Raw genomic sequence first — 21,738 nt, 5'->3', positions numbered from 1 at the left:
GCAGACATCGGTGCGCGATCAGGCGTCGACGCCCGCCTCCGCCTGTGCCAACTCACGCTTCCAGGCCCGGAAGGTCTCTTCGGTCCGCCCCCGACGCCAGTAGCCCGAGATCGACGCCCACTCGGCACCGACTCCGCGTTCCTTGCGGATGTACGGACGGAGGTTGTGCATGACGGCCTGCGCCTCACCGTGAACGAACACCTGCGCCTGCCCGGGTAGCCATTCGGTGTTCTTGACGGCCTCGATCAGCGGTGCGTTGTCTCCGGCCAGGTCGTCACCGACCTCGTTCGAGGACGCGCCCCGGTGCACCCAGGTGACGTCGACGACTGCGAGAGTCTCCATGTAGATCTCGTCGTGACGATCGCCGACCTCGATGAACACCTTGGCGATGGCGTCTTCCGGGAGGGCCTCGACTGCAGCCGAGATGGCCGGGATCGCCGATTCGTCTCCTGCCAACAGGTGCCAATCGGCATCGGGGCGAGGCGCGTATGCCCCCGACGGCCCGAAGAACGACATCTCGTCGCCTGGCTTCGCCCGTGTCGCCCACGGTCCGGCGACGCCCTCGTCGCCGTGCACCACGAAGTCGATGGCGATTTCCCGCGCGTCGGTGTCGACGGATCGAACGGTGTAGGTCCGCATGATCGGTTTGTCCTCGGTTCCGAAGAACAGTTTGACGTACGCGTCGGTGCGGTCGATGGCGTCGAACTCGTCGAAGCCCGGACCACCCAGATACACCCGGTGCATGTGCGGGGTCAGCGCTTCCGTGCGCACTACGGTCAACGTGGTTTTCTTACGCGGCACTACAGACCCCTCTTCGAGCGAACGACGCCGATGCTCACTGCACCGACTAAGCATTACCTAACACCCTACCTTCACCGGGTTGGTCAGGGGCCGCCACCTCAGCCGCGCACCACCCGGGCCCACCCGGTCTCGTCGTTGCTCACGAACCCGTCCATCTCCATGACCGGTAGCGCGGCGCGGACCTTCGACAGAGGGACTCCGGAACTCTCCGACAGTTCACGGGTGGACAGTGCTCCCGTGGCCGGCAGCGCGTCGTAGATCAACAGTGCGGTCTCGGACAGCGCGTCGATTTCCCGGAACAGATCGGGTCGGGCTTCCTCCGGCGAGCCGAGCGCCCCGGCCTCGGCCACCACATCGTGCGAGCTCGACACCAGAACGGCCTCACCCTCACGAATCATGCGATGGCATCCCTTCGACGTCGGAGAAGTGACGGGCCCCGGCACCGCAAGAACGGGGCGTCCCAGTTTCGCCGCCCACGCCGCGGTGTTGCGCGCCCCGCTTCGCCATCCTGCCTCCACGACCACCACCGCCGATCCGAGTGCCGCCACCAACCGGTTGCGCGCCAGGAACCGGTGCTTGGCCGGAGTCGTTCCCGGTGCGTACTCAGTGAGAACCACACCGCTCGAGGCGATCTGACGCAACAATCGGGAGTGACCCGCCGGGTATGCCCGGTCGACGCCGCAGGCGAGCACCGCCATCGTCGTCCCCTCCACTCCGAGCGCCGCACGGTGCGCTGCCGCATCGATACCGAAAGCAGCACCCGATACGACCGTCCAGCCGTCCAGCGCCAGATCGGCGGAGATCTCGGCAGTGACGTGGTCGCCGTACGGACTCGACGCTCGGGTTCCGACTATCGACACCGATCGTTCGGTGTCTGCACCGACAGAGCGGTTTCCCAACGCCCACAACGCGATCGGCGGCGATGTATCGACACCCCCGGTGAGGCCGGACCCATCGAAACCGAGAAAACGCCACGCAGGCCACTCGTCGTCGTCAGGGGTGATCAGCCGTCCACCGAGAGCGGAGATATGGTCCAGATCTGCTGCTGCAGTGTCGATATGAGACCGTGCTGCCAGTCGCTCACCCAAGTGTCCGGCGCGTACGGCTGCGGCGGTGGCCTCGGGGCCGTGGGCAGCGGCGTGGTCCGTCACCGTGCGATGCGGACCCTGTGCCACCCGAGACAGATACGCCCACGCCAGCCGACGTTCGTCGTAGGTCATGCCACTCCCCTGTCTCGAAAATCCAGTGCGGCACCGACCTCGTCGGCACCGTGCCCGGTGCCGCCGGCAAGATCGTTCAGAGTCCACGCCACCCGTATCGCCCGATCGGCGCCTCGCGCGGTCAGCGAACCGTTGCGCAACGCCCGCTCGATCGGTGTCAGCGTCGATCGAGCGAGCCGAAACCGTTGGCGCAGTGCCGGTCCGGGGACTTCCGCATTGGTCCTCCAACCGAACTCGAGCCAACGATGAGCGGCAGCATCTCTCGCTCCCGTCACCCGTGCGCGGATGTCGGCCGTTCCTTCACCGACGTCGTCGACCAACGCCCCGGTCGCGACGCCCATCATTTGGATCCGGAGATCGACCCGGTCGAGGAGCGGTCCGGACAGCTTTCCGAGATACTTGCGGCGAGCAGTGGGCGCGCACACGCAGTCGGCCTGCCGCGCCGGTGCGCACGGACACGGATTGGCCGCCAGGACGAGTTGGAATCTCGCCGGGTACCGGGCCACCCCGTCTCGACGCGCAATCCGAATTTCACCGTCTTCGAGTGGGGTTCGCAGAGCTTCGAGTACCCGGATACTCATCTCGGCGCATTCGTCGAGAAACAGAACCCCGCGATGCGCGCGACTGACTGCGCCGGGCTTGGCCATTCCGGTACCTCCGCCGACCAACGCACTCACCGACGTCGAATGGTGTGGCGCGATGAACGGCGGCGACGTGATCAGCGGCCGCGCGCTCGTCAGCAGCCCCGCCACCGAATGGATCGCGGTCACCTCCAGCGCCTCGGACTCGGTGAGCGGCGGGAGTATCCCCGGAAGACGTTGCGCCAGCATCGTTTTGCCGATTCCCGGCGGACCGGTCAACATGATGTGATGCGCGCCGGCCGCAGCGACCTCCAACGCCCATCGGGCATCCGCCTGACCGGCAACGTCACTGAGATCCGGGTAACTCTCCTGATGCCAGTCGGTCGGGGTGGGCGATTCCAGCGTCTGCTCACCACGAAGCCACGCAACGACATCCCCCAGACAATCGGCACCCAACACCTCGATACCGTCCACCAGACCCGCTTCGGGCAGACACCGACTCGGCACCACCACTCGCTGCCACCCCGCAGCCTTGACCGCGAGCACGCCGGGTAGAACGCCGCGGACCGCACGCAACCTGCCGTCCAGAGCCAACTCACCCAGGAATACCGTCTCCGACAGACTTCCCCGCGGAATGGCCTTGGCGGCGTCGAGGACCGACAATGCCAGCGCGAGGTCGTACACGGAGCCACCCTTGGGCAACGTCGCCGGAGACAACGCAAGAATCACTCGACTGTCCGGCCAGGTACCACCCGAATTCTTCACTGCGGCCTTGACCCGATCACGCGATTCGTTCAGCGCGGTATCGGGCAGTCCCACCAGATGGGTGCCCGGAAGACCCTGACCGATATCGGCTTCGATCTCCACCAAAACCCCGTCGACGCCGTTGACCGCCACCGAATGAGCTCGACCCAGGGGCATCAGAATGCCGCCCTGACGTGAGTGAGAACAGGATCGTCACCGCGACCGATCACGATGGCGATCACGTCGAATCGGATATGGACCCACGGCCCTCCGCGAAGCGAAAGCCACTGCAACGCCAATCCTCTGATCCGAGTCTGCTTGGTGTAGGTCACCGCTTCCGCCGGCGTTCCGTAACCGATTCCCGAACGCGTTTTCACTTCGACGAACACCACCGTCTCGCCCTCGCGCGCAATGATGTCGAGCTCCCCCGAACGATGCCGCCAATTCCGCTCGATCACCTCCAGGCCGATGTGCTCGAGATGGCGCGCCGCAAGTTCCTCACCGCGCGCCCCGAGTTCTTGATTGGTCGGCATGTCGAATTCCTCCACTCTGCGGCCGCACAGCACGGCCGGATCCGGTCGTCATGACAGTCACACGACCGAAAGGAGGTGATTCCGAGAAAGTGCAGGTGCCGCATTGCCCTGTGGACAAGCGCAATCCTGTGGAGAGAACCGTTGAATCGCAGGGCCGAAACACCTGTTTTGTCGTACCTGTGTGCCTACCGCGTTCATGCCCTGTCGGTCGCTCGACAAATGGTTCGAACATGCGAAAGCTCCGTCCGGATTACTGCACGGACGGAGCTGAAGCACGGAATCGGAAATCGAATTCGGTGACCGACCTCCCGCTGACCGAAGACAGCGGGCACATCAACGCTGGGACGCGGTCAGTGCGCAGCCTCGTAGGCGGCCTGAACTTCCTGGCTGATCCGACCTCGGGCGCTGACCTCGTGGCCGTTCTCGCGAGCCCATGCTCTGATGTCCTGCAGGTCGACCTTTCCTCGAGCCGGGGCAGGCGCGGCACCGGTCTTGCGGGGGCGGCGACCGGAAATCTTCTCGGCATGCTCGATCCAGAATGCCAACTGCTCGTGCAGTTCGTTCGCGTGCTTGAGATTCAAGTCGATCCGGTACTGGTTTCCACCGATACCGAATTCGATCGACTCCCCCTGGCCTTCTTTGATTACCGAACCGTCGACATCGTCGATCATCTGGACAAGCGTCTTGCGTGCCATCTCGTACCTCTTACACGTCTGGGGGAATGTGGTATTTCAAGTTCTACCACCGATTATCGGACCGAGGCAAAGACCTAACGATGTTCTCTGCCGCGTGGAGTCGAAAACATTCGATACGAAAAGTTCGTGAATACCGGAAACGTCGTGCACTCTTGAATCGAATTGTGATGTTGGACAACATAATTCAGCGTACAGATTTCAATGATTCTGCCGAGTTCGACGCAACCCGGCAACGGATCCCTGTCCGAAACAGAACACGCGGAATTATTCGGTCGGTTGTCCAGCTTTTCGCTGAACGATGCACTTCGGAAGACTCCCCACACGGGGAATCCGCCGAGCGGAACCGTCCAAGTGCGCCCGAGGCACCGGGCACACCGGCCGATCCGCTCACACGGTCCGACTATTCGGGAAGACGCAGATCCGGTTTGTCCAACTCTTCGATGTTGACGTCCTTGAACGTGATCACCCGGACATGCTTGACGAAACGAGCCGGTCGGTACATGTCCCATACCCACGAGTCCGACATCCGCAATTCGAAGTAGATCTCACCGTCGGCATTGTGCGGAATGAGTTCGACGGAGTTCGCGAGATAGAACCGACGCTCGGTTTCGACGACATAGTTGAACTGTCCGACGATGTCCCGATACTCGCGGTACAGCGAGAGCTCCATCTCGGTTTCGTACTTTTCGAGATCTTCGGCACTCATCGGTCTCTTTCATCCTCCAGTCGGGCGTGAAATTCAATCATGGCGCACCGTCGTCGGCGCAGTCCATTCGCCCCAGTGCGTCGACCTCGCTGCGCGAGCGACCGGCTGCCGCGGCCGCCACGTTGGCATACGACATTCGATGCTCCCGACTCGGGCCGAGTGCGGTCATCGCGGTCGAATGAGCACGCGTGCTGTAACCCTTGTGCACGGCGAATCCGTAACCGGGAATGTCGGTGTCCATCTGCACCATCAACCGGTCCCTGGACACCTTGGCCAGCACACTGGCTGCAGCGATGCAGGCAGCTGTGGCGTCCCCTCCGATGACGGGTAGAGACGGCACCGGAAGCCCGGGAACCCGAAAGCCGTCGGTGAGGACATACCCGGGAGTGAGGCCCAGGCCCGCCACCGCACGGCGCATTCCCTCGATGTTCGCCACGTGTACCCCGATTCGGTCGACCTCGGCCGCGTCGACGAACACCACGCTCCATGCCAGTGCCAATTTCTGGATCCGGGGGAAGAGCTCCTCCCGGCGACGCTCGGTCAGCTTCTTGGAATCGTCGAGGTCCGCGAGGGCAGTGTGCGCCCGAGAGCCCAGGATGCATGCCGCGACCGTCAACGGCCCCGCGCAGGCTCCCCTGCCTGCTTCGTCGACACCCGCAACCGGACCGAGCCCGTTGCGTTCGAGTGCCGATTCCATGGTCCGCAGCCCCGCCGCCCTCCTGATGATCGGCCGCGGCGGCCACGACGAGCGGCTCAGAGATGCGCGCGCACGGGGCGCGGGACGAGGACGTGCCGTCATCGACCCTGAATGTCCGGCGAGTCCAGGAGGCCGGTTCGGGACGGCGGTAGAGCGATGAAGACGGCTTTGCCTATCACGTTGTCCAGCGGAACGGTCCCGGTGAACTCGTCGGTGACGTGGTAACGCGAATCTCGCGAATTGCTGCGATTGTCGCCCATGACCCAGATGTTGCCCTCGGGGACCGTGACAGGGTCGAAGCACCGGCCCGATTTCAATTCGGTGTCGCACGTCATCGTGTCCGGAACGAACGGGAAATCCATCTGTATGTACGGCTCGTCCAACGGCTTTCCGTCCACGAGCACTCGCCCCTGAGCATCACAGCACTCGACAGTCTGGCCACCGGTGGCGATGACCCGCTTGACGAGATCGTTCTCGTCGGGCGCGACCACACCGATGAGCGACCCGACCTCCTGTGCACCACGGATCACTGCATTGCCCGAGCGCTGAGACACGAACTCGTCGTTCCAGGAATCGGGGCCGCGGAACACGACGATGTCGCCGGGCTTCGGATCGCCGAATCGATAGCCGATCTTCTCCACGACGATGCGGTCCCCGGTACAGCCGGCACAGCCGTGCAGGGTCGGTTCCATCGATTCGGACGGGATCAGGTAGACCCGCGCGACGAACGTCTGAAGCAGGAAACTCAGCACGAGAGCTACCAGAATGAGGATGGGAAGTTCGCGCCAGAACGACCGCTGCTTGCGATCCTTACGCTTGTTCCGGGGAGACTCGTCGTCGGGCTCGTCGATCGAACCCTGTGGGGTCGGATCTTGTGGGGACTGCGTCACCTGGACAGGTTAGCCGGAACCGTCGCACGCGGGCCGGTCGGTCTGCACCGGCGGCGATTCACCGAGCATCTGTCGTACCGGTACGGCCGAAATATCAGGGCAGAGGCTCCAACGCACCATGCCGCGTCACCGATATTCGGTGACGCGGCATGGTTGCTGCTCGAAGCGGTCGATACGACCGGGTCAGCGCTTTTCTTTGATCTTGGCGGCCTTGCCACGCAGATCGCGAAGGTAGTACAGCTTCGCGCGACGAACGTCGCCGCGAGTGAGGACCTCGAACTGCGCGATGTTGGGGCTGTGCACTGGGAAAGTGCGCTCCACACCGACGCCGAACGACACCTTACGAACGGTGAACGTCTCGCGGACGCCACCGCCCTGACGTCGAATGACGACGCCCTTGAAGATCTGAATGCGCTCTTTGGAGCCTTCGATAACCTTGACGTGCACGTTCAGCGTGTCGCCGGGGCGGAAATCGGGGATGTCGCTACGCAGCGACTGATTGTCGAGAAAGTCCAGGGTGTTCATCGGTTGTGCCATCCTTGCGTTCTGCGCTTGAGCAGAGGAACCGAGCGGCTCGCCGAGACGACGGCACGACTGGTTCGTACTCCGAGTGAGGTGTGTGCCTCGCGAGAGGCAACCCGCCTATTGTGCCAGACCGTCAGGCGTTCGAGGAAATCGCCCCGACCGAGGACTGGGCCACGGTTCCGGCCTGGGGTGCGGGCACCACGGTCCGGGCGAGCTCGTCCTCGGTGGCCTCGACCGCATGAACGATGCTGGGCTTGCCCGCGATTGCATCCTGCAGGTAGATCTTGGCCCGTATGAGCGGCCTGCGCCACTTCTTCTCACGCCGCAGCGCACGCTCCATCTTCTTCGGTCTGCTCGCATAGCGCCACCTGGCCCAGGGCGCACTCGGCCTGCTGAGCCGGATGGCGGCCAGAACAAGGATGGGCAGGACGAACAGCCCGATCAGACCTGTCCAGATCTTGCCCTTGAGCAACACGACGACGCACAGACCCAGGTTGAGCACTGCAAGCACGGCGAGTGCTCCGCGAACCCAGGGATCGGGATCGGCCCGGAAATCGGCGGGGCTGAGCAACTCCAACGGGTGAAATCCCAGTAACAGCAACCCGGTGAAGGCAACGGCCGCGAATACCGCATCGACGGACGTTCGGCCCTGTTCCGACCAATAGACGTCGCGGAGGTAGAAGATGAGCGCGAATTCGTCGAGCACGAGGGCAGCGCCGCTTCCGAAGATCGCCGCCAGCACGGCGCCGATGGTTTGCGACCCGTCCACGTACACCGCGATGAGCCCGATCCCCGCCAACAGCATCAGCACGATTCCGAACACGACATGGTGGATGTGCTGGCCGCCGGGGGTGATGTTGCCCGGCCACCACTTCACGTCTGCGCGAATCATTCTGACGCTGAGGCGAATCAGCAGAAATCCCACGAGCAGGCCGAGCAGGAAGCAGAGCAGCGGAAGGCGGCCGTGCTCGACGACACCGTGCTCCAACCACCTCACGCGCTCCACGTCCTTCCCGCCGCACGCCCGAAACAACGGCTATGGCCCGAGTCAGCCTATTCTCGTTCGTCGCCGCCAGGGTCGGCATCGACCGGGAAAGTCCGAGCGCTACTTCCCGAAGCCCGCTTTACGTAACGCGTCGGCCATGGAACCTGCCGCAGGCGTCGCTGCGGGGCCACCTCCGCGTCGATCGCGCTGCGGCCGGTTGCCCTGACCGCCGTTGCCCTTGTTCGAGGAGGTACCGCGAGAGCGGTCACCCTGCTGCCCACGAGGTGCATCCTTGCCGCCGCTCGCTCCGGGCTCGTCGTCCAACCGCAGACTCAGACCGATGCGCTGACGTGGGATGTCGACCTCCATCACCTTGACCCGCACCACATCGCCGGATTTGACGACCTCACGCGGGTCCTTGACGAAGTTGTGCGACATCGCAGAGACGTGAACGAGACCGTCCTGATGCACGCCGACGTCGACGAAAGCACCGAACGCCGCCACGTTGGTCACGACACCTTCGAGCGTCATCCCCGGCTTCAGGTCGGCGACCTTCTCGATACCGGCTGCGAAAGTAGCGGTCTTGAACTCCGGACGCGGGTCGCGTCCAGGCTTCTCCAGCTCGGAGATGATGTCGGTGACAGTGGGCAGCCCGAATCGTTCGTCGACGAATTCCGCGGGATCGAGGCGGCGCAGGAGTGCGGTGTTGCCGACCACCTCGCGCACGCCCACGCCTGCCTTGCCGACGATGCGGCGCACGACGGGATAGGCCTCCGGGTGCACGCTGGAGCGGTCGAGTGGATCCTCTCCCCCGGAGATGCGCAGGAACCCGGCGCACTGCTCGAAAGCCTTGGGACCCAAGCGCGGCACGTCCTTGAGGGTGCTGCGGCTGGCGAACGGACCGTTCTGGTCGCGGTGCGCCACGATGCTCTCGGCGAGCGAACCGGCAATACCGGAGACCCTCGACAGCAAGGGCACCGACGCTGTGTTGACGTCGACACCCACCGCGTTCACCGCATCCTCGACCACGGCCCCGAGAGAACGGGCGAGCAGTGTCTCGGAGATGTCGTGCTGATACTGGCCGACGCCGATGGACTTCGGATCGATCTTGACCAGCTCGGCCAACGGATCCTGCAGCCTGCGAGCGATCGAGACCGCGCCGCGGATGGAGACGTCGAGTTCGGGCAGCTCACTCGAGGCGTACGCCGACGCCGAGTAGACCGAGGCACCCGCCTCGGACACCACCACCTTGGTCAAGTTCGCCGCCGGGAACTTTGCTATCAATTCTGCTGCCAGAGAATCGGTTTCGCGGGACGCCGTACCGTTTCCGATGGCGATGAGCTCCACCTTGTGCTTGGCTGCGAGCCCGGCGAGTGTGGCCACCGCCTGGTCCCACTTGCCCTGCGGCTTGTGGGGGTAGATCGTGTCGTAATCGACGACCTTGCCGGTGGCGTCGACGATCGCCACCTTGGTTCCGGTACGAAAGCCCGGGTCGAGTCCCATCGTGGTGCGGTTTCCTGCGGGTGCGGCCAACAAGAGGTCCTTGAGGTTGCTCGCGAACACGTCCACGGCGTCCTTCTCGGCCGACTGGCGCAGTCTCATGCGCGTATCGAGTGAGACTGTGACCAGCATCTTGGTGCGCCACGCCCATCTAACGGTATCGAGCAGCCACTTGTCGGCCGGACGGCCGCGATCTGCGATTCCGAACTTGGTTGCGATCCGCCCCTCGTAGACACTGGGCACACCGGGAGTCGGCTCGTCCCGCTCGGGTTCGAACCCGAGGGACAGAATTTCTTCCTTCTCGCCGCGTAGCGTCGCGAGGATGCGATGCGAGGGCAGGCTCGTGAACGGTTCGGAGAACTCGAAGTAGTCCGAGAATTTCGCGCCTTCCTCCTCCTTGCCCTTGCGCACGGTGGCGACCAGCTTGCCGGAGGTCCACATCAGTTCACGCAGCTCACCCACAAGGTCGGCGTCCTCGGCGAAACGCTCGACGAGAATCGCTCGCGCCCCGTCGAGCTGCTCCTGATCGAACTGCGCCGGGTCAGTGGACGGATCGGTGAACAGTGCGTCTGCGACGGGTTCGTGGCCTGCTTCGCGCGCGATCTGTGCCTTCGTCCGACGCTTGGGCTTGAACGGCAGGTAGATGTCCTCGACGCGGGCCTTGGTCTCCGCCAGCATCAGCGACTGTTCGAGCGCGTCGTCGAGTTTGCCCTGCGAACGAATCGATTCGATCACGGCATCTCGCCGCTCGTCGAGTTCCCTCAGGTATCGAAGTCGCTCGTCGAGTTGGCGCAATTGCGCGTCGTCGAGTGTGCCGGTGACCTCCTTGCGGTAGCGCGCGATGAACGGGACCGTGGACCCGCCGTCGAGGAGTTCTACAGCGGCACGAACCTGTTCTTCGCGAACATCGAGTTCTTCGGCTATGCGCTTGTTCACAGATTTCAGAGCAGTGGTCACGGCGATGGACCCTACCGCTAGTGTGGGACAGGTCGGTCAGCGGTTCTATGTGCGGGAGAGATCTGTAGATGGTCAGGGGGGCGCGGTTGCTGACCGCCACCTGCGCCGCAGTGTTGTCCCTGAGCGCGTGCTCCGTACCGCCGGATGATCAGGCCGGCGATCCCGGTGGCAGAGATTCGGCCGAGACATCGGCATCACCGTTCCCGGATATCGAGAAGGTCGACGGCGTGGCCTTGCAAGCTCGAATTCCGATGGCGGTGGAATCGGCGGGAGCCCGCGGTGCCGATGTGAACTTCGCGTTGCTGGATCGAGAGACCGGTTCCTACTACAGCAGCGATGCCGACGAGCCGATCGAAACGGCGTCGGTCTCCAAGCTCTTCATTGCCGACGAGGTGATGTTCGAGGCGCAGTCGCAGAACCGCCCCGTCTCCGCCGACGAGCTGGCCACGATGACCAGCATGCTCGAGTTCTCCGACGACAATGCCGCCTACACGCTCTGGTATCGATACGGTTCGTCCGAGATCGTCCGCGCAGTCGCAGCGCGATATGCCCTGAGGAACACCGACGCTCCCAGCGACGACCAGTGGTACAACACGGAAACGACTCCCAGCGACCTGGTCGGCTACTACGCCGGGCTGTTGAACGGCAGCGGCGGCCTGACCACCGCGTCGACCGACGTCATCATCGGAATGCTGCGACGCTCGGCCCCCGTAGCTGCCGACGGCTACAAGCAACACTTCGGGATCGTCGACGGCTTACCGGGCGAGACCGTGCATGCAGTCAAGCAGGGCTGGATGTGCTGCGTGTCCGATCGGTGGGTCCATCTGTCGACGGGAACCATCGGCGCGGACAATCGATACATACTGGCCCTGTCGTCTCGTGAAGACATCTTCTACGCCGACGACATGGAAAGTTACCCGGACACAGCCGTCGTCGACGTGAGCGACGACGCCAGCGCACTGCACGCGCGAGACACTCTGACCGGCTTCGTGTCGATGTTGTTCCCCGACGGCAGAATCAGCTGAAAACGTCAGTCCGCCAGTAGATCCGGGCGTCGGTCCGCTGTTCTGCGCAGAGATTGTTCTCGACGCCAGGCGGCGATCTTCGCGTGGTCGCCGGACAACAGAATCTCGGGGACGTCGAGTTCTCGCCATCGGGCCGGCCGGGTGTAACTCGGACCTTCCAGCAGTCCATCGGAGAACGAATCCTCTTGGTGCGACTGCTGATTGCCGAGTACGCCCGGCATCAATCTGACGACGGCCTCGGCCATGACCAGTACGGCAGCCTCGCCGCCGATGAGAACGTAGTCTCCGATGCTGACTTCCTCGACCCGAACGCGGCGTGCAGCGTCGTCGAACACGCGTTGATCGATGCCCTCGTAGCGACCGCAGGCGAACACGAGATGCCGTTCGGTGGACCATCTTTCGGCAGTGCGTTGCGTGAACGGCACGCCTGCGGGAGTGGGGACGACGAGGAGTGACTCGTCGGTCAGTACCTGGTCGAGTGCGTCACCCCAGACGGTCGGCTTCATGACCATTCCCGGCCCGCCGCCGTACGGGGAATCGTCGACGGCCTTGTGCACGTCGTGGGTCCAGGAGCGCAGGTCGTGAACGTCCACCGATACCAGCCCGCGATCGATTGCCTTACCGAGCAGAGCAGTACGCAGTGGGGCGAGGTATTCCGGGAAGATGGTGACGACGTCGAGGCGCACGAACTACTCCGGATCCAGCAAGCCCTCGGGCGGATCGATCTCGATTGTCTTGTCTGCCAACGACACAGAGGTCACGATGGCCGAAACGAAGGGTACGAGAATCTCGGAACGACCGGATTGCTCATCGGCAGGGGGCGTGATGGACAGCAGTTCGCCTGCTGCCGAGTGCAGGACCTCGCGGACGGTACCGACGACCGAACCGTCGGTGAGTACCACGGTGAGGCCTTCGAGTTCGTGATCGTAGAACTCGTCCGGATCGTCGGACGGCGGGAGATCGGTCGATTCGACGACAAAGAGGATTCCGCGCAGTTCGTCCGCTGCGGTCTTGTCGTCGATGCCGTTCAGACGCAGCAGAAGCCGCCCGGAGTGTTCCCGGACGGCGTCCACCGTGTGTGTCACGGGCTGTGCATTCGATCGTGGCTTGCGGCCACGCAGGACAGTGCCGACGGCAAATCTGTCGTCGGGGTCGTCCGTGCGGACCTCGACAACCACTTCACCTTTGATGCCGTGCGACTTGGCGACACGACCGATGACCAGCTCCATGATGGGTTACGTGACCTATTGGTCCGTGTCGACGACGTCGACGCGGATGCCGCGACCACCGATTCCGGAGACGAGAGTGCGCAGCGCCGTAGCGGTGCGACCACCGCGTCCGATGACCTTGCCCAGGTCGTCGGGGTGCACGTGAACTTCCACGGTGCGACCACGACGGCCGGTGATCATCTCGACGCGAACGTCATCGGGATTGGCGACGATGCCGCGAACGAGATGTTCGACGGCATCGGCGACAACGGCACTCACTTCTCAGCAGCCTCGGCGGCCGGCGCGTCTGCCGTCTCGGTTGCTGCAGCGTCGGTGGTCTCCGCGGCAGCGGAATCGTCCGACTTCGGTGCCTTCTTCTTCTTGGCGGTGGTGGCCTCGCCCTGGGGCTCGGAATCCGCCTGCGCCAGCGCAGCGTTGAAGAGGTCGAGCTTCGACGGCTTGGGCTCGGCGACGCGGAGGGTGCCCTCGGTGCCCGGCAGGCCCTTGAACTTCTGCCAGTCGCCGGTGATCTTCAGCAATGCCTCGACGGGCTCGGTCGGCTGCGCGCCGACGCCCAGCCAGTACTGCGCCCGCTCGGAGTTGATCTCGATGACGCTGGGGTCCTGCTTGGGCTCGTACGTCCCGATGGTCTCGATTGCACGGCCGTTACGGCGGGTGCGGGCGTCGGAAATGACGACGCGGTAATGCGGGGTGCGGATCTTGCCGATACGCATGAGCTTGATCTTGACGGCCATGTTCTGGTGAAGCCTTTCGAGGAGTGGTCACTGCGCAATTCAGCGGTTCACACGGCATGCGAACCCGGTTTTGCGTTGGAGTTGTCGTGACCGCCGCGCGGTACGTAACCGGAGACGGGCGAACAGCGGTCCATTCTGCCAGACGACCACCCGATACCCTCAATCGCCCGGTCAGGCCAGCAGGATCACCAAGGCCGGAAAGGTGTTGTTGACGGAATGAGCCGTGGTCGACGCAACGATCGAGCCACTTCTCATTCTCGCGATGCCGATGGCGAGTCCTCCCCACAGCAGGACGACGAAGCGCCACCATTCTCGGTGCCAGATCGCGAACATCACCGCCGTGATCACCAGTACCACCCAGCGGTTGCCCAGCCACGCCATCGGCATGGGTCGAGTGCGTTTTTCGAGAGCTCCCCACAACATGCCGCGGAACATCGTTTCTTCGCAGATCGGTGCGCCGATCCAAATCCACACGGCGAAAACGACTTTCCACCCCACGCCGATGTCTGTCACACCGCCCAGCGGTGCCTGATCCTGGAAATCGATACGTGAGAGCAACACGAGTGCGAGCAGTACTCCACCGACTAGGGCAACTCCGCCCCAGGCCAGACCCGATCGGATATGACCGACGAGTTCGTGAACGGACCGCGGGAGGCCGAAGTCGACGACGGGGCCGTTGCCCCTCGACATCGTGACCGCCACCGCCAGTCCTGCGGCGAGCACGCTCGGAATCATGATGCCCACGACGAACAGCGGCGAGGACTCCGAGGACACGATCAGGCCCAGGAGTAGGAACCCGGCAAGATTGAGGCCGAGCACGAGGGCGGCGGCCGGCAGTCCCCACCGTTGGCCGGGTCTACGCTCCTCGGCCGCCGATTCGGCACGCCAGTAGGTCTCGGACAATCCCGAGCCCTGCTGTTGCACGTGATTCATCGGTGCCATTCCCGCCCAGCTGGGCCGGCCCACATCGAATTGCCCCGCGCCTCCTGGTGTGCGGCCGACCTGGTCGGCACCGAATCGGTCCGGACCCTGCCGCGGATCAACCATCGCCGTACCCCGATCCACTCGCGGCGCGTCCGCGACGATCGGTCACGCGGCCGCGCAGAATCACCAGCTCGGGGTTGGACAGCACGTCCGCGCCCCCGCGCGGGTCGTCGGAATACACGACGAGGTCGGCCGGCGCACCGTGCTCGAGCCCGCCTCGTCCCAGCCACGACCGGGCGTCCCAGCAAGCAGCACCGAGCGCGTCGGTCGGTGACAGTCCGACGCGTCCGAGAGCGTCCACCTCGTCGGCGATTCGGCCGTGCGCGATGGATCCGCCGGCGTCGGTTCCGGCGAAGATCGGGATACCTGCGTCGTGGGCTCGGCCGACGGTATCGCCGACTCGAGCATGCAACGCTCGCATGTGTCGGGCGTAGACCGGGTAGCGGGTGGCCGAGTCCGCGATGCCCGGAAAGGTCTCGATGTTGATCAACGTCGGCACCAACGCGGTCCCGTGCTGGACCATCATCTCGACGGTCTCGTCGGTCAGGCCGGTGCCGTGTTCGATGCAGTCGATGCCTGCCGCGATCAGTCCGGGGAGCGCGTCTTCGCCGAAGACGTGAGCGGTGACGCGTGCCCCTTCCGCATGGGCCGCGGCAATGGCGTCGACGAGGATCGCGTCGTTCCAGAGGGGCCGGAGGTCTCCCACCGAGCGGTCGATCCAGTCACCGACGAGCTTGACCCACCCGTCGCCGAATCGCGCTTGTTGCGCGACCGCCTCGGGAAGTTGTGATTCGTCCTCGATGTCGATCGCCAGGCCAGGGATGTATCGCTTCGGGGAGGCGATGTGGCGACCCGCCCTGATGATGCGCGGGAGGTCGTCGTAGTCGTCCAACGGCCGTGTGTCGACCGGGGATCCCGCGTCGCGCAGCAGCAGAGCCCCGACGCCCCGTTCGGTCTCGGCCTGCGCAATCGACCCAGCCAGGTCGGTGTGTCCTCCGCCGTACTCGATGCCGACGTGACAGTGCGCGTCGACGAGTCCGGGCAGAATCCAGCCGCCGTCGTGGATGAAGTCGGCGTCGGCTATGGGCTCGGTGGACAGGACGCCGCCGTCGATCCACAGGTCGATCGGGGACTCGTCCGGCAGCCCGCGTCCCCGCACCCGCAACGCCGACACCGCAGGCCCGCTTACTTCTTCGGCAACTTCAGCTGCGAGAGGTCGATACCCTCGAGCCCCGGCGGCAATTGATCGAGGCCCTTGGGCATCGACGACAGGTCGGGCATTCCGGCAGGCATTCCGCCCGGCATTCCGGGGAACCCACCGCGGATCTTCGGCTGTGTGGGTCCGCGAGCACCCTTCTTGCCCTTCTTGCCCTTCTTGTTGTTGCGCACCTGCTTCCGCGCACCCGGCATGCCCATCCGACCGGCCATCGCCGACATCATCTTGCGTGCCTCGAAGAACCGATCGACCAGTTGGTTGACGTCGGAGACCTTCACGCCCGAGCCGTTCGCGATCCGCAGTCGTCGGGAGGCATTGATGATTTTCGGATCGGTGCGCTCCTGCGGTGTCATGCCGCGAATGATCGCCTGCACCCGGTCCAGTTGCTTCTCGTCGACATTGGCCAGTTCTTTCATCTGGCCCGCGCCGGGAAGCATTCCCAACAGATTTCCGATGGGGCCCATCTTGCGAACGGCCATCATCTGCTCGAGGAAGTCGTCGAGCGTGAGCTGACCCGAGCCGATCTTGTTGGCTGTGGCCTCGGCCTGCTCGGCGTCGAAGTGCTGCTCGGCCTGCTCGATGAGGCTGAGCACGTCGCCCATCCCGAGAATGCGACTGGCCATACGGTCGGGGTGGAAAACGTCGAAATCTTCGAGCTTCTCGCCGGTCGACGCGAACATGATGGGCTGCCCGGTCACCTCGCGCACGCTCAGTGCTGCGCCGCCACGAGCATCGCCGTCGAGCTTGGTGAGCACGACGCCGGTGAAGCCGACTCCGTCGCGGAACGCTTCGGCAGTGCTGACGGCATCCTGGCCGACCATGGCGTCGAGAACGAACAAGGTTTCGTCGGGCTCCACGGCATCGCGAATCCCGGCGGCCTGGCGCATCAGCTCGGTGTCGATACCGAGGCGGCCTGCGGTGTCGACGATGACCACGTCGTACTGCTTGCTGCGGGCCTCGGCCACTCCGGCGCGGGCCACCTCCACCGGGTCGGCGGCCGACACGCCGAGCGCGTTCTCGCCACCGCCGATGGACGTGCCCGGGTGCGGGGCGAACACTGCCGCACCTGCCCGTTCGCCGACGATCTGGAGCTGACTGACGGCACCGGGGCGTTGCAGGTCGCAGGCGACGAGAAGCGGGGTGTGGCCCTGGCCCTTGAGCCACTTGGCCAGCTTGCCCGCCAACGTCGTCTTACCGGAACCCTGCAGACCGGCCAACATGATGACGGTGGGCGGGTTCTTGGCGAACACCAGTCTGCGTGTTTCGCCGCCGAGGATGCCGACCAGTTCCTCGTTGACGATCTTGACGACCTGCTGAGCGGGATTGAGTGCGCCCGATACTTCGGCACCCTTGGCGCGAACCTTGATGCGGTTGATGAATTCCCGCACGACGGGCAACGCCACGTCCGCCTCGAGCAGTGCCAGTCGGATCTCGCGGGCGGTGGCATCGATATCCGCACCGGACAGTCGACCTTTGCCACGCAGGTCCTTGAGAGTCCCGGTCAACCTGTCGGAAAGGGATTCGAACACCGATTGCACTCCTGAGCTAGCCGATCACCGAAAAAGAGCCGAGTCCGGCACTGTCACCAGACCGAGTCCGGCGTTGTCACCAGACTAACGCCAGCCCACCTTATCCTCGCTCAGGGCGTCGGGCAGTGAGTCCGCTCGGTGCGGTGCGACCGGTCAGGCCTTGCTTGCCGAATCGCTCCACGTCACAGCCACGCCGCGGGTGGAGAGCCACTGTGCGGGATCGACTTTGACGCCGGCGGGATCGTGAACCTCGAAATGCAGGTGCGGGCCGGTCGACTGACCGCGATTGCCCACTGTTGCGATCTGTTCTCCGGCTGTGACCCGCTGGCCGGGCTGCACCGAGAAGTCGTTGACGTGTCCGTAGATGGTCTCGGTGCCGTCGTCGTGCAGAACCTTGACCCAGAGTCCGAAACCGGACGCCGGTCCCGCATCGGACACCGTGCCGTCGGCGGCAGCGTAGATGGGCGTGCCGATCGGGGCGGCGATGTCCAGTCCGCTGTGCTGAGTACCCCACCGCGAACCGAAGTTCGACGTCAACACTCCGGCGACGGGCTGGACCGTCGCCTTCTTCAACGAACGCAAACTCTCGAGCGGCGACGCCGGCCCGGCACCCGTTCCGCCGAGTCCGACGTCGTCGAGCCACTGCTGAGCCGCAGCGTCGACCTCGGGGCCGAGGGCAGCGAGCGGTCCCGGAGTCGGTTCCTGTGTCGAGGCGTCCGACGGGACTGCCTGAAGATCGGCCTGTGGGGCCGGAGCCAGGTCCGGTGCAGCCTGCGGCGGCGCACCGAAAGGTGGCGCGAACTGCGGCAACTCGAACTGCGGTGGCACGAACTGGGGCAGCTCGAACCCGGCAGGTAGCAAACCCGCCGGGACGGCGAACGGGAATCCGGCCGCGGGCGGTGCCGGGACGGGTGCCGCGCCTGCGGTGCCCGCGCCCATGGTTGTCGCGCCGACGACGATGGCGCCGGTTGCGGCGACGATGGTGGCCGCACGCCTGCCGGTGTCCTGAACTTCCTCCGCGGCGCGATGCTTGCCACCGGGCGCACCCGATGCCGTCTCGGCCGGTACGTAGATGTTCGACCGTCGGTGTGATCCCACAGTGCGCGCCTCTCGAAATGTCAGAATTGGAGCCTGCAGGAACGACGAGACGTTCGAGCAGCGGAGCCGCCAGTTCGGCCCGAAGGGCCTGATGCGTCAGGTGACGAACATAACAAATCGGTCTCGGGGGTAAACCCATCGGTCGGAAGTTCGTGAAATGTCACCACGGCATGTCGGTTCTCGACGAACTTCCGACCGACGGTCAGGTGCCCTCCGGCTTTTCCGGGGGTTTGGGCGGTTCCGGCGACGGCACGACGGCGAGGAGCGCGCGTTCGAGATCCTCACGCACCGCCCGACTGTCCGCGCCGGCCAAGTCGATACAGAAGGAATCGACAACGGAACTACCCAGCGTCGATACCCGCGCCCAACGAATGTCGAATCCCTGCTGCTCGATTGCGCTCGCCAATCGACACAGCAGTCCGAGGCGGTCCTCGGCTCGCAGTTCGAGCACGACCTGACCCGGTTCGTTGTCGTCGAACCACAGCACCCGAGGCGGAGCCTGGGCGTAGAGGACCGGCACCGCCGAATCCTCACCGTCCTCGTCCACGGTCTCGACGCGGGCGTCTCGTTCCTTGGCATCGAGCACGGCGACGAGGTCGAGCTCGCCCGCCTGCGCCCGGATGATCTCCTGCCGGATCAACCCCGCCTGCGGCGGAGCACCGAACAATGGCGCGACATCGAACGAGTTGATCGCCGAACCCTCGTGACTGCCGAGCGAGGCCGAGAGCACCCGCAAGGAATGCAGTGCCAGCACTCCGGCCGCGTCGGACAGCAGTCCTGGAGTATCGGGTGCAACCACGGTCACGACGAAGGTGTGCAGACCGTCGGTGGGCGTGATGTCGACGTGCACTCCCCCGCGCGAGGCCAACTCGATGTGCGCTGGGTCGAGCGGATCCGGCGACGGAAGAGTCTCTCCCGCCATCACCAGCCGACAACGACGCACGAGCTCACGGATCAACGACGCCTTCCAGTCCCCCCACACTCCGGGTCCGGTAGCGAGAGAGTCCGCCTCGGCGAGTGCATGCAGAAGCTCCAGCAGAACGGTGTCCGCGCCGAGCGCATCCACGACGGTCTGCACGGTTGCCGGGTCGTCCAGATCCCGACGGGTGGCAGTCTCCGGCAGCAGGAGGTGATAGCGGACCATCGCTGTCAGCAGGGCCACGTCGGAGGGCCACAGACCGAGACGGTTACCGATCTGAACTGCAAGATCGGCACCGACGACGCTGTGGTCGCCGCCGCGCCCCTTTCCGATGTCGTGGACGAGCGCGCCGAGCACCAGCAGATCGGGACGAGCGACCCGTGTGGTCAATGCACTTGCGTACGCGGCAGTTTCGACCAGGTGTCGGTCCACCGTCCAGGTGTGCACCGCATCTCGAGGCGGGAGATCTCGAACCGCCCCCCATTCCGGAATCAGCCTGCCCCACAATCCGGTTCGGTCGAGCGCCTCGATGGCCGCGATGGCCTTGCGGCCGGATCCCAGCAGCACCAACAGATCGTTGAGTGCTTCCTTGGGCCACGGCTCACGGAGTTCGGGGGCGCTGTCGGACAGTCGATTGAGCGTGGAAGCAGACATCGGCATGCCGGTCTGAGCCGACGCTGCCGCAACCCGCATGATCAGACCCGGATCCTTGTTCGGTCGTGCGTCGCGTGCGAGCACCACCTCACCCGCGTGCTCGACGACTCCCTCGTCCAGCGGACGGCGAACGGGTACGCGGCGTAGACGCGAAAGACCGCGTCGTGGAAGCGAATTGCCGGCGGTACGCAAACCCACATCGACGGAGTAGCTGATGGTGCGTGCCGAATCGCTGAGCACACGTGCGAGATCGAACCGATCGCCGATGCGAAGCGCAGCACCGATCTCGTCGGCGTCTTGCGCACGCAACTGATCTCGGGCACGACCGGCCACCCGGTGCAGTTCGGTACGCACGTCGAGAAGTCGCCCGTGCGCGAATGCCAAACCGCCGCCTGGAGATTCGGGTCCCAACCCGGGCATGCCATCGGTCAACTGAGCAATCGAGAGGGCGTCCAGCAGTTGCACGTCGCGCAGCCCGCCGCGGCCGCTCTTGAGGTCGGGTTCGGCACGGTGAGCGATTTCGCCGCTTCGTGCCCAGCGCCCCTGAGTCTGGCCGATCAGCTCGTCGAAGCGACCGCGAATTCCGGTGCGCCACTGCCGACGTATGCCGCCGATCAACAGGTTGCTCAATTCCACGTCACCGGCGATGTGGCGTGCTTCGAGCATGCCGAGTGCTGCGGTCATGTCCGCCGCGGCAACCTGCAGGGCCTGCGGCACCGTCCGCACGCTGTGATCGAGCTTGATGTGGGCGTCCCACAACGGATACCAGAGCTTGTCGGCGACGTCGGCCACGATGCGGGGGTCGAGATCGTCGTGCAACAGAATCAGGTCCAGGTCGGAGTACGGCAGCAGTTCGCGACGCGCCAGACCTCCTACTGCCACTATCGCGAAACCGGAATCCGGCTTCACGCCCAGTTCTGCGCCCTTGGTGGTCAGCCAGAACTCGTGGAGATCGACGAGCGCCTGCCTGAGCGAGGGCGCATCGAGTCGGCGGTTGCGGGTGCCGCCGTCGAGCAGTTGCTTTCTGGCTCGAGCGAGATCCGCAGCTGCATCGCTCGTGCCCTTCGATGCGGAGCCCGTAGAGACCGAAGGCCCCGGTTCTGACGCGCGTGCGCCAGAACCGGGGCCCCCGGACCGAGACCCTGTGGGGTCAGAGCGCATCGGCGCCACGTTCTCCGGTACGGACTCGGATGACCGAATCCACCGGGGAAACCCACACTTTGCCGTCACCGATCTTGCCGGTGCGGGCTGCTTCGACGATGACCTCGACGACTTTTTCCACTGCGGCGTCGTCGACGACTACCTCGACACGCACCTTCGGAACGAAATCGACCGAGTACTCCGCACCTCGGTAGACCTCGGTGTGGCCCTTCTGGCGGCCGTAGCCCTGAACCTCACTGACGGTCATTCCGAGCACGCCGGCCTGTTCCAGCCCCGTCTTGACGTCCTCCAGGGTGAACGGTTTGACGATTGCCGTGATCAGCTTCATTTTTGCTTCCCTTCACAAGACCTCGAG

At 64.7% G+C, this 21,738-nt stretch carries 22 protein-coding genes; 1 reads left to right on the top strand and 21 read right to left on the bottom strand.

All coding sequences use genetic code 11. The features are described from left to right. Positions 1-18 precede the first annotated feature (18 nt). From E4P29_RS09155 to E4P29_RS09105, 11 genes are all read right to left on the bottom strand, one after another. On the bottom strand, positions 19-801 hold the full coding sequence (locus E4P29_RS09155) for a siderophore-interacting protein (RefSeq protein ID WP_135043957.1): 783 nt from the start codon (positions 799-801) through the stop codon (positions 19-21). Positions 802-899: 98 nt separating this feature from the next. Continuing rightward, a complete protein-coding gene (gene dprA, locus E4P29_RS09150; RefSeq protein WP_135043955.1) occupies positions 900-2,021 on the bottom strand; it encodes a DNA-processing protein DprA in 1,122 nt (373 codons plus the stop codon). After that, positions 2,018-3,523 (bottom strand): YifB family Mg chelatase-like AAA ATPase, encoded by a 1,506-nt coding sequence (locus E4P29_RS09145; RefSeq protein ID WP_135043953.1) that lies wholly within the window; start codon positions 3,521-3,523, stop codon positions 2,018-2,020. The genes dprA and E4P29_RS09145 overlap by 4 nt, the downstream gene beginning before the upstream one ends. Continuing rightward, positions 3,523-3,879 (bottom strand): YraN family protein, encoded by a 357-nt coding sequence (locus E4P29_RS09140; protein WP_135043951.1) that lies wholly within the window; start codon positions 3,877-3,879, stop codon positions 3,523-3,525. Before E4P29_RS09140 ends, E4P29_RS09145 begins: the two co-directional genes overlap by 1 nt. 350 nt (positions 3,880-4,229) lie before the next feature. Further along, positions 4,230-4,574, bottom strand: coding sequence for an Lsr2 family protein (locus tag E4P29_RS09135; protein ID WP_027496695.1), 345 nt, complete (start codon positions 4,572-4,574; stop codon positions 4,230-4,232). A gap of 400 nt (positions 4,575-4,974) precedes the next feature. Then, positions 4,975-5,280, bottom strand: coding sequence for a DUF2469 domain-containing protein (locus tag E4P29_RS09130; RefSeq protein ID WP_008717288.1), 306 nt, complete (start codon positions 5,278-5,280; stop codon positions 4,975-4,977). 37 nt (positions 5,281-5,317) lie between these two features. After that, on the bottom strand, positions 5,318-6,079 hold the full coding sequence (locus tag E4P29_RS09125; RefSeq protein WP_167735428.1) for a ribonuclease HII: 762 nt from the start codon (positions 6,077-6,079) through the stop codon (positions 5,318-5,320). Beyond that, positions 6,076-6,828 (bottom strand): signal peptidase I, encoded by a 753-nt coding sequence (gene lepB, locus E4P29_RS09120; RefSeq protein ID WP_135044240.1) that lies wholly within the window; start codon positions 6,826-6,828, stop codon positions 6,076-6,078. Before lepB ends, E4P29_RS09125 begins: the two co-directional genes overlap by 4 nt. Positions 6,829-7,050: 222 nt before the next feature. Further along, positions 7,051-7,392: a 50S ribosomal protein L19 gene (rplS, locus tag E4P29_RS09115; RefSeq protein WP_027496692.1), complete on the bottom strand. Its 342-nt coding sequence runs from the start codon at positions 7,390-7,392 to the stop codon at positions 7,051-7,053. A 133-nt stretch (positions 7,393-7,525) separates the two neighbouring features. After that, positions 7,526-8,380, bottom strand: a complete 855-nt coding sequence (locus E4P29_RS09110; protein ID WP_135044238.1) for a hypothetical protein — start codon at positions 8,378-8,380, stop codon at positions 7,526-7,528. Positions 8,381-8,497: 117 nt separating this feature from the next. Continuing rightward, the gene (locus E4P29_RS09105; RefSeq protein ID WP_167735427.1) at positions 8,498-10,834 is read right to left on the bottom strand and encodes a Tex family protein; all 2,337 of its coding nucleotides are present in this window, start codon (positions 10,832-10,834) and stop codon (positions 8,498-8,500) included. Positions 10,835-10,902: 68 nt separating this feature from the next. Here E4P29_RS09105 and E4P29_RS09100 point away from each other — a divergent pair, with 68 nt between their 5' ends. Further along, complete coding sequence (locus E4P29_RS09100; RefSeq protein ID WP_135043949.1) at positions 10,903-11,859, top strand: serine hydrolase; 957 nt, start codon at positions 10,903-10,905, stop codon at positions 11,857-11,859. A gap of 5 nt (positions 11,860-11,864) precedes the next feature. Here the strand turns inward: E4P29_RS09100 and trmD are convergent, their stop codons facing one another. The 10 genes from trmD to E4P29_RS09050 form a co-directional block, all read right to left on the bottom strand. Continuing rightward, a complete protein-coding gene (trmD, locus tag E4P29_RS09095) occupies positions 11,865-12,545 on the bottom strand; it encodes a tRNA (guanosine(37)-N1)-methyltransferase TrmD (protein ID WP_135043947.1) in 681 nt (226 codons plus the stop codon). 3 nt (positions 12,546-12,548) lie between these two features. Then, entirely contained in the window at positions 12,549-13,088 is a 540-nt protein-coding gene (gene rimM / locus E4P29_RS09090) for a ribosome maturation factor RimM (protein ID WP_032391541.1), read from the bottom strand. A 15-nt stretch (positions 13,089-13,103) separates the two neighbouring features. Continuing rightward, a complete protein-coding gene (locus E4P29_RS09085; RefSeq protein WP_027496687.1) occupies positions 13,104-13,346 on the bottom strand; it encodes an RNA-binding protein in 243 nt (80 codons plus the stop codon). Further along, a complete protein-coding gene (rpsP, locus tag E4P29_RS09080) occupies positions 13,343-13,822 on the bottom strand; it encodes a 30S ribosomal protein S16 (protein ID WP_032366399.1) in 480 nt (159 codons plus the stop codon). The genes E4P29_RS09085 and rpsP overlap by 4 nt, the downstream gene beginning before the upstream one ends. A gap of 171 nt (positions 13,823-13,993) precedes the next feature. Then, positions 13,994-14,869, bottom strand: coding sequence for a CPBP family intramembrane glutamic endopeptidase (locus tag E4P29_RS09075; RefSeq protein WP_135043945.1), 876 nt, complete (start codon positions 14,867-14,869; stop codon positions 13,994-13,996). Further along, positions 14,862-15,980, bottom strand: a complete 1,119-nt coding sequence (locus E4P29_RS09070; RefSeq protein WP_135043943.1) for an amidohydrolase family protein — start codon at positions 15,978-15,980, stop codon at positions 14,862-14,864. The genes E4P29_RS09075 and E4P29_RS09070 overlap by 8 nt, the downstream gene beginning before the upstream one ends. An 11-nt stretch (positions 15,981-15,991) precedes the next feature. Further along, on the bottom strand, positions 15,992-17,551 hold the full coding sequence (gene ffh / locus E4P29_RS09065; RefSeq protein ID WP_135043941.1) for a signal recognition particle protein: 1,560 nt from the start codon (positions 17,549-17,551) through the stop codon (positions 15,992-15,994). 153 nt (positions 17,552-17,704) lie between these two features. Further along, entirely contained in the window at positions 17,705-18,649 is a 945-nt protein-coding gene (locus E4P29_RS09060; RefSeq protein ID WP_348539761.1) for a M23 family metallopeptidase, read from the bottom strand. A 202-nt stretch (positions 18,650-18,851) separates the two neighbouring features. Next, positions 18,852-21,383: a [protein-PII] uridylyltransferase gene (locus E4P29_RS09055; RefSeq protein WP_135043939.1), complete on the bottom strand. Its 2,532-nt coding sequence runs from the start codon at positions 21,381-21,383 to the stop codon at positions 18,852-18,854. Further along, on the bottom strand, positions 21,373-21,711 hold the full coding sequence (locus E4P29_RS09050) for a P-II family nitrogen regulator (protein WP_019664269.1): 339 nt from the start codon (positions 21,709-21,711) through the stop codon (positions 21,373-21,375). Before E4P29_RS09050 ends, E4P29_RS09055 begins: the two co-directional genes overlap by 11 nt. Between the last annotated feature and the right edge of the window lie 27 nt (positions 21,712-21,738).

Source organism: Rhodococcus sp. 1R11 (assembly GCF_004563845.1).
GTDB lineage: Bacteria > Actinomycetota > Actinomycetes > Mycobacteriales > Mycobacteriaceae > Rhodococcoides.
The sequence above is the reverse complement of the archived record's forward strand: the minus strand, read 5'-3'. Positions and strand labels throughout refer to the sequence as shown.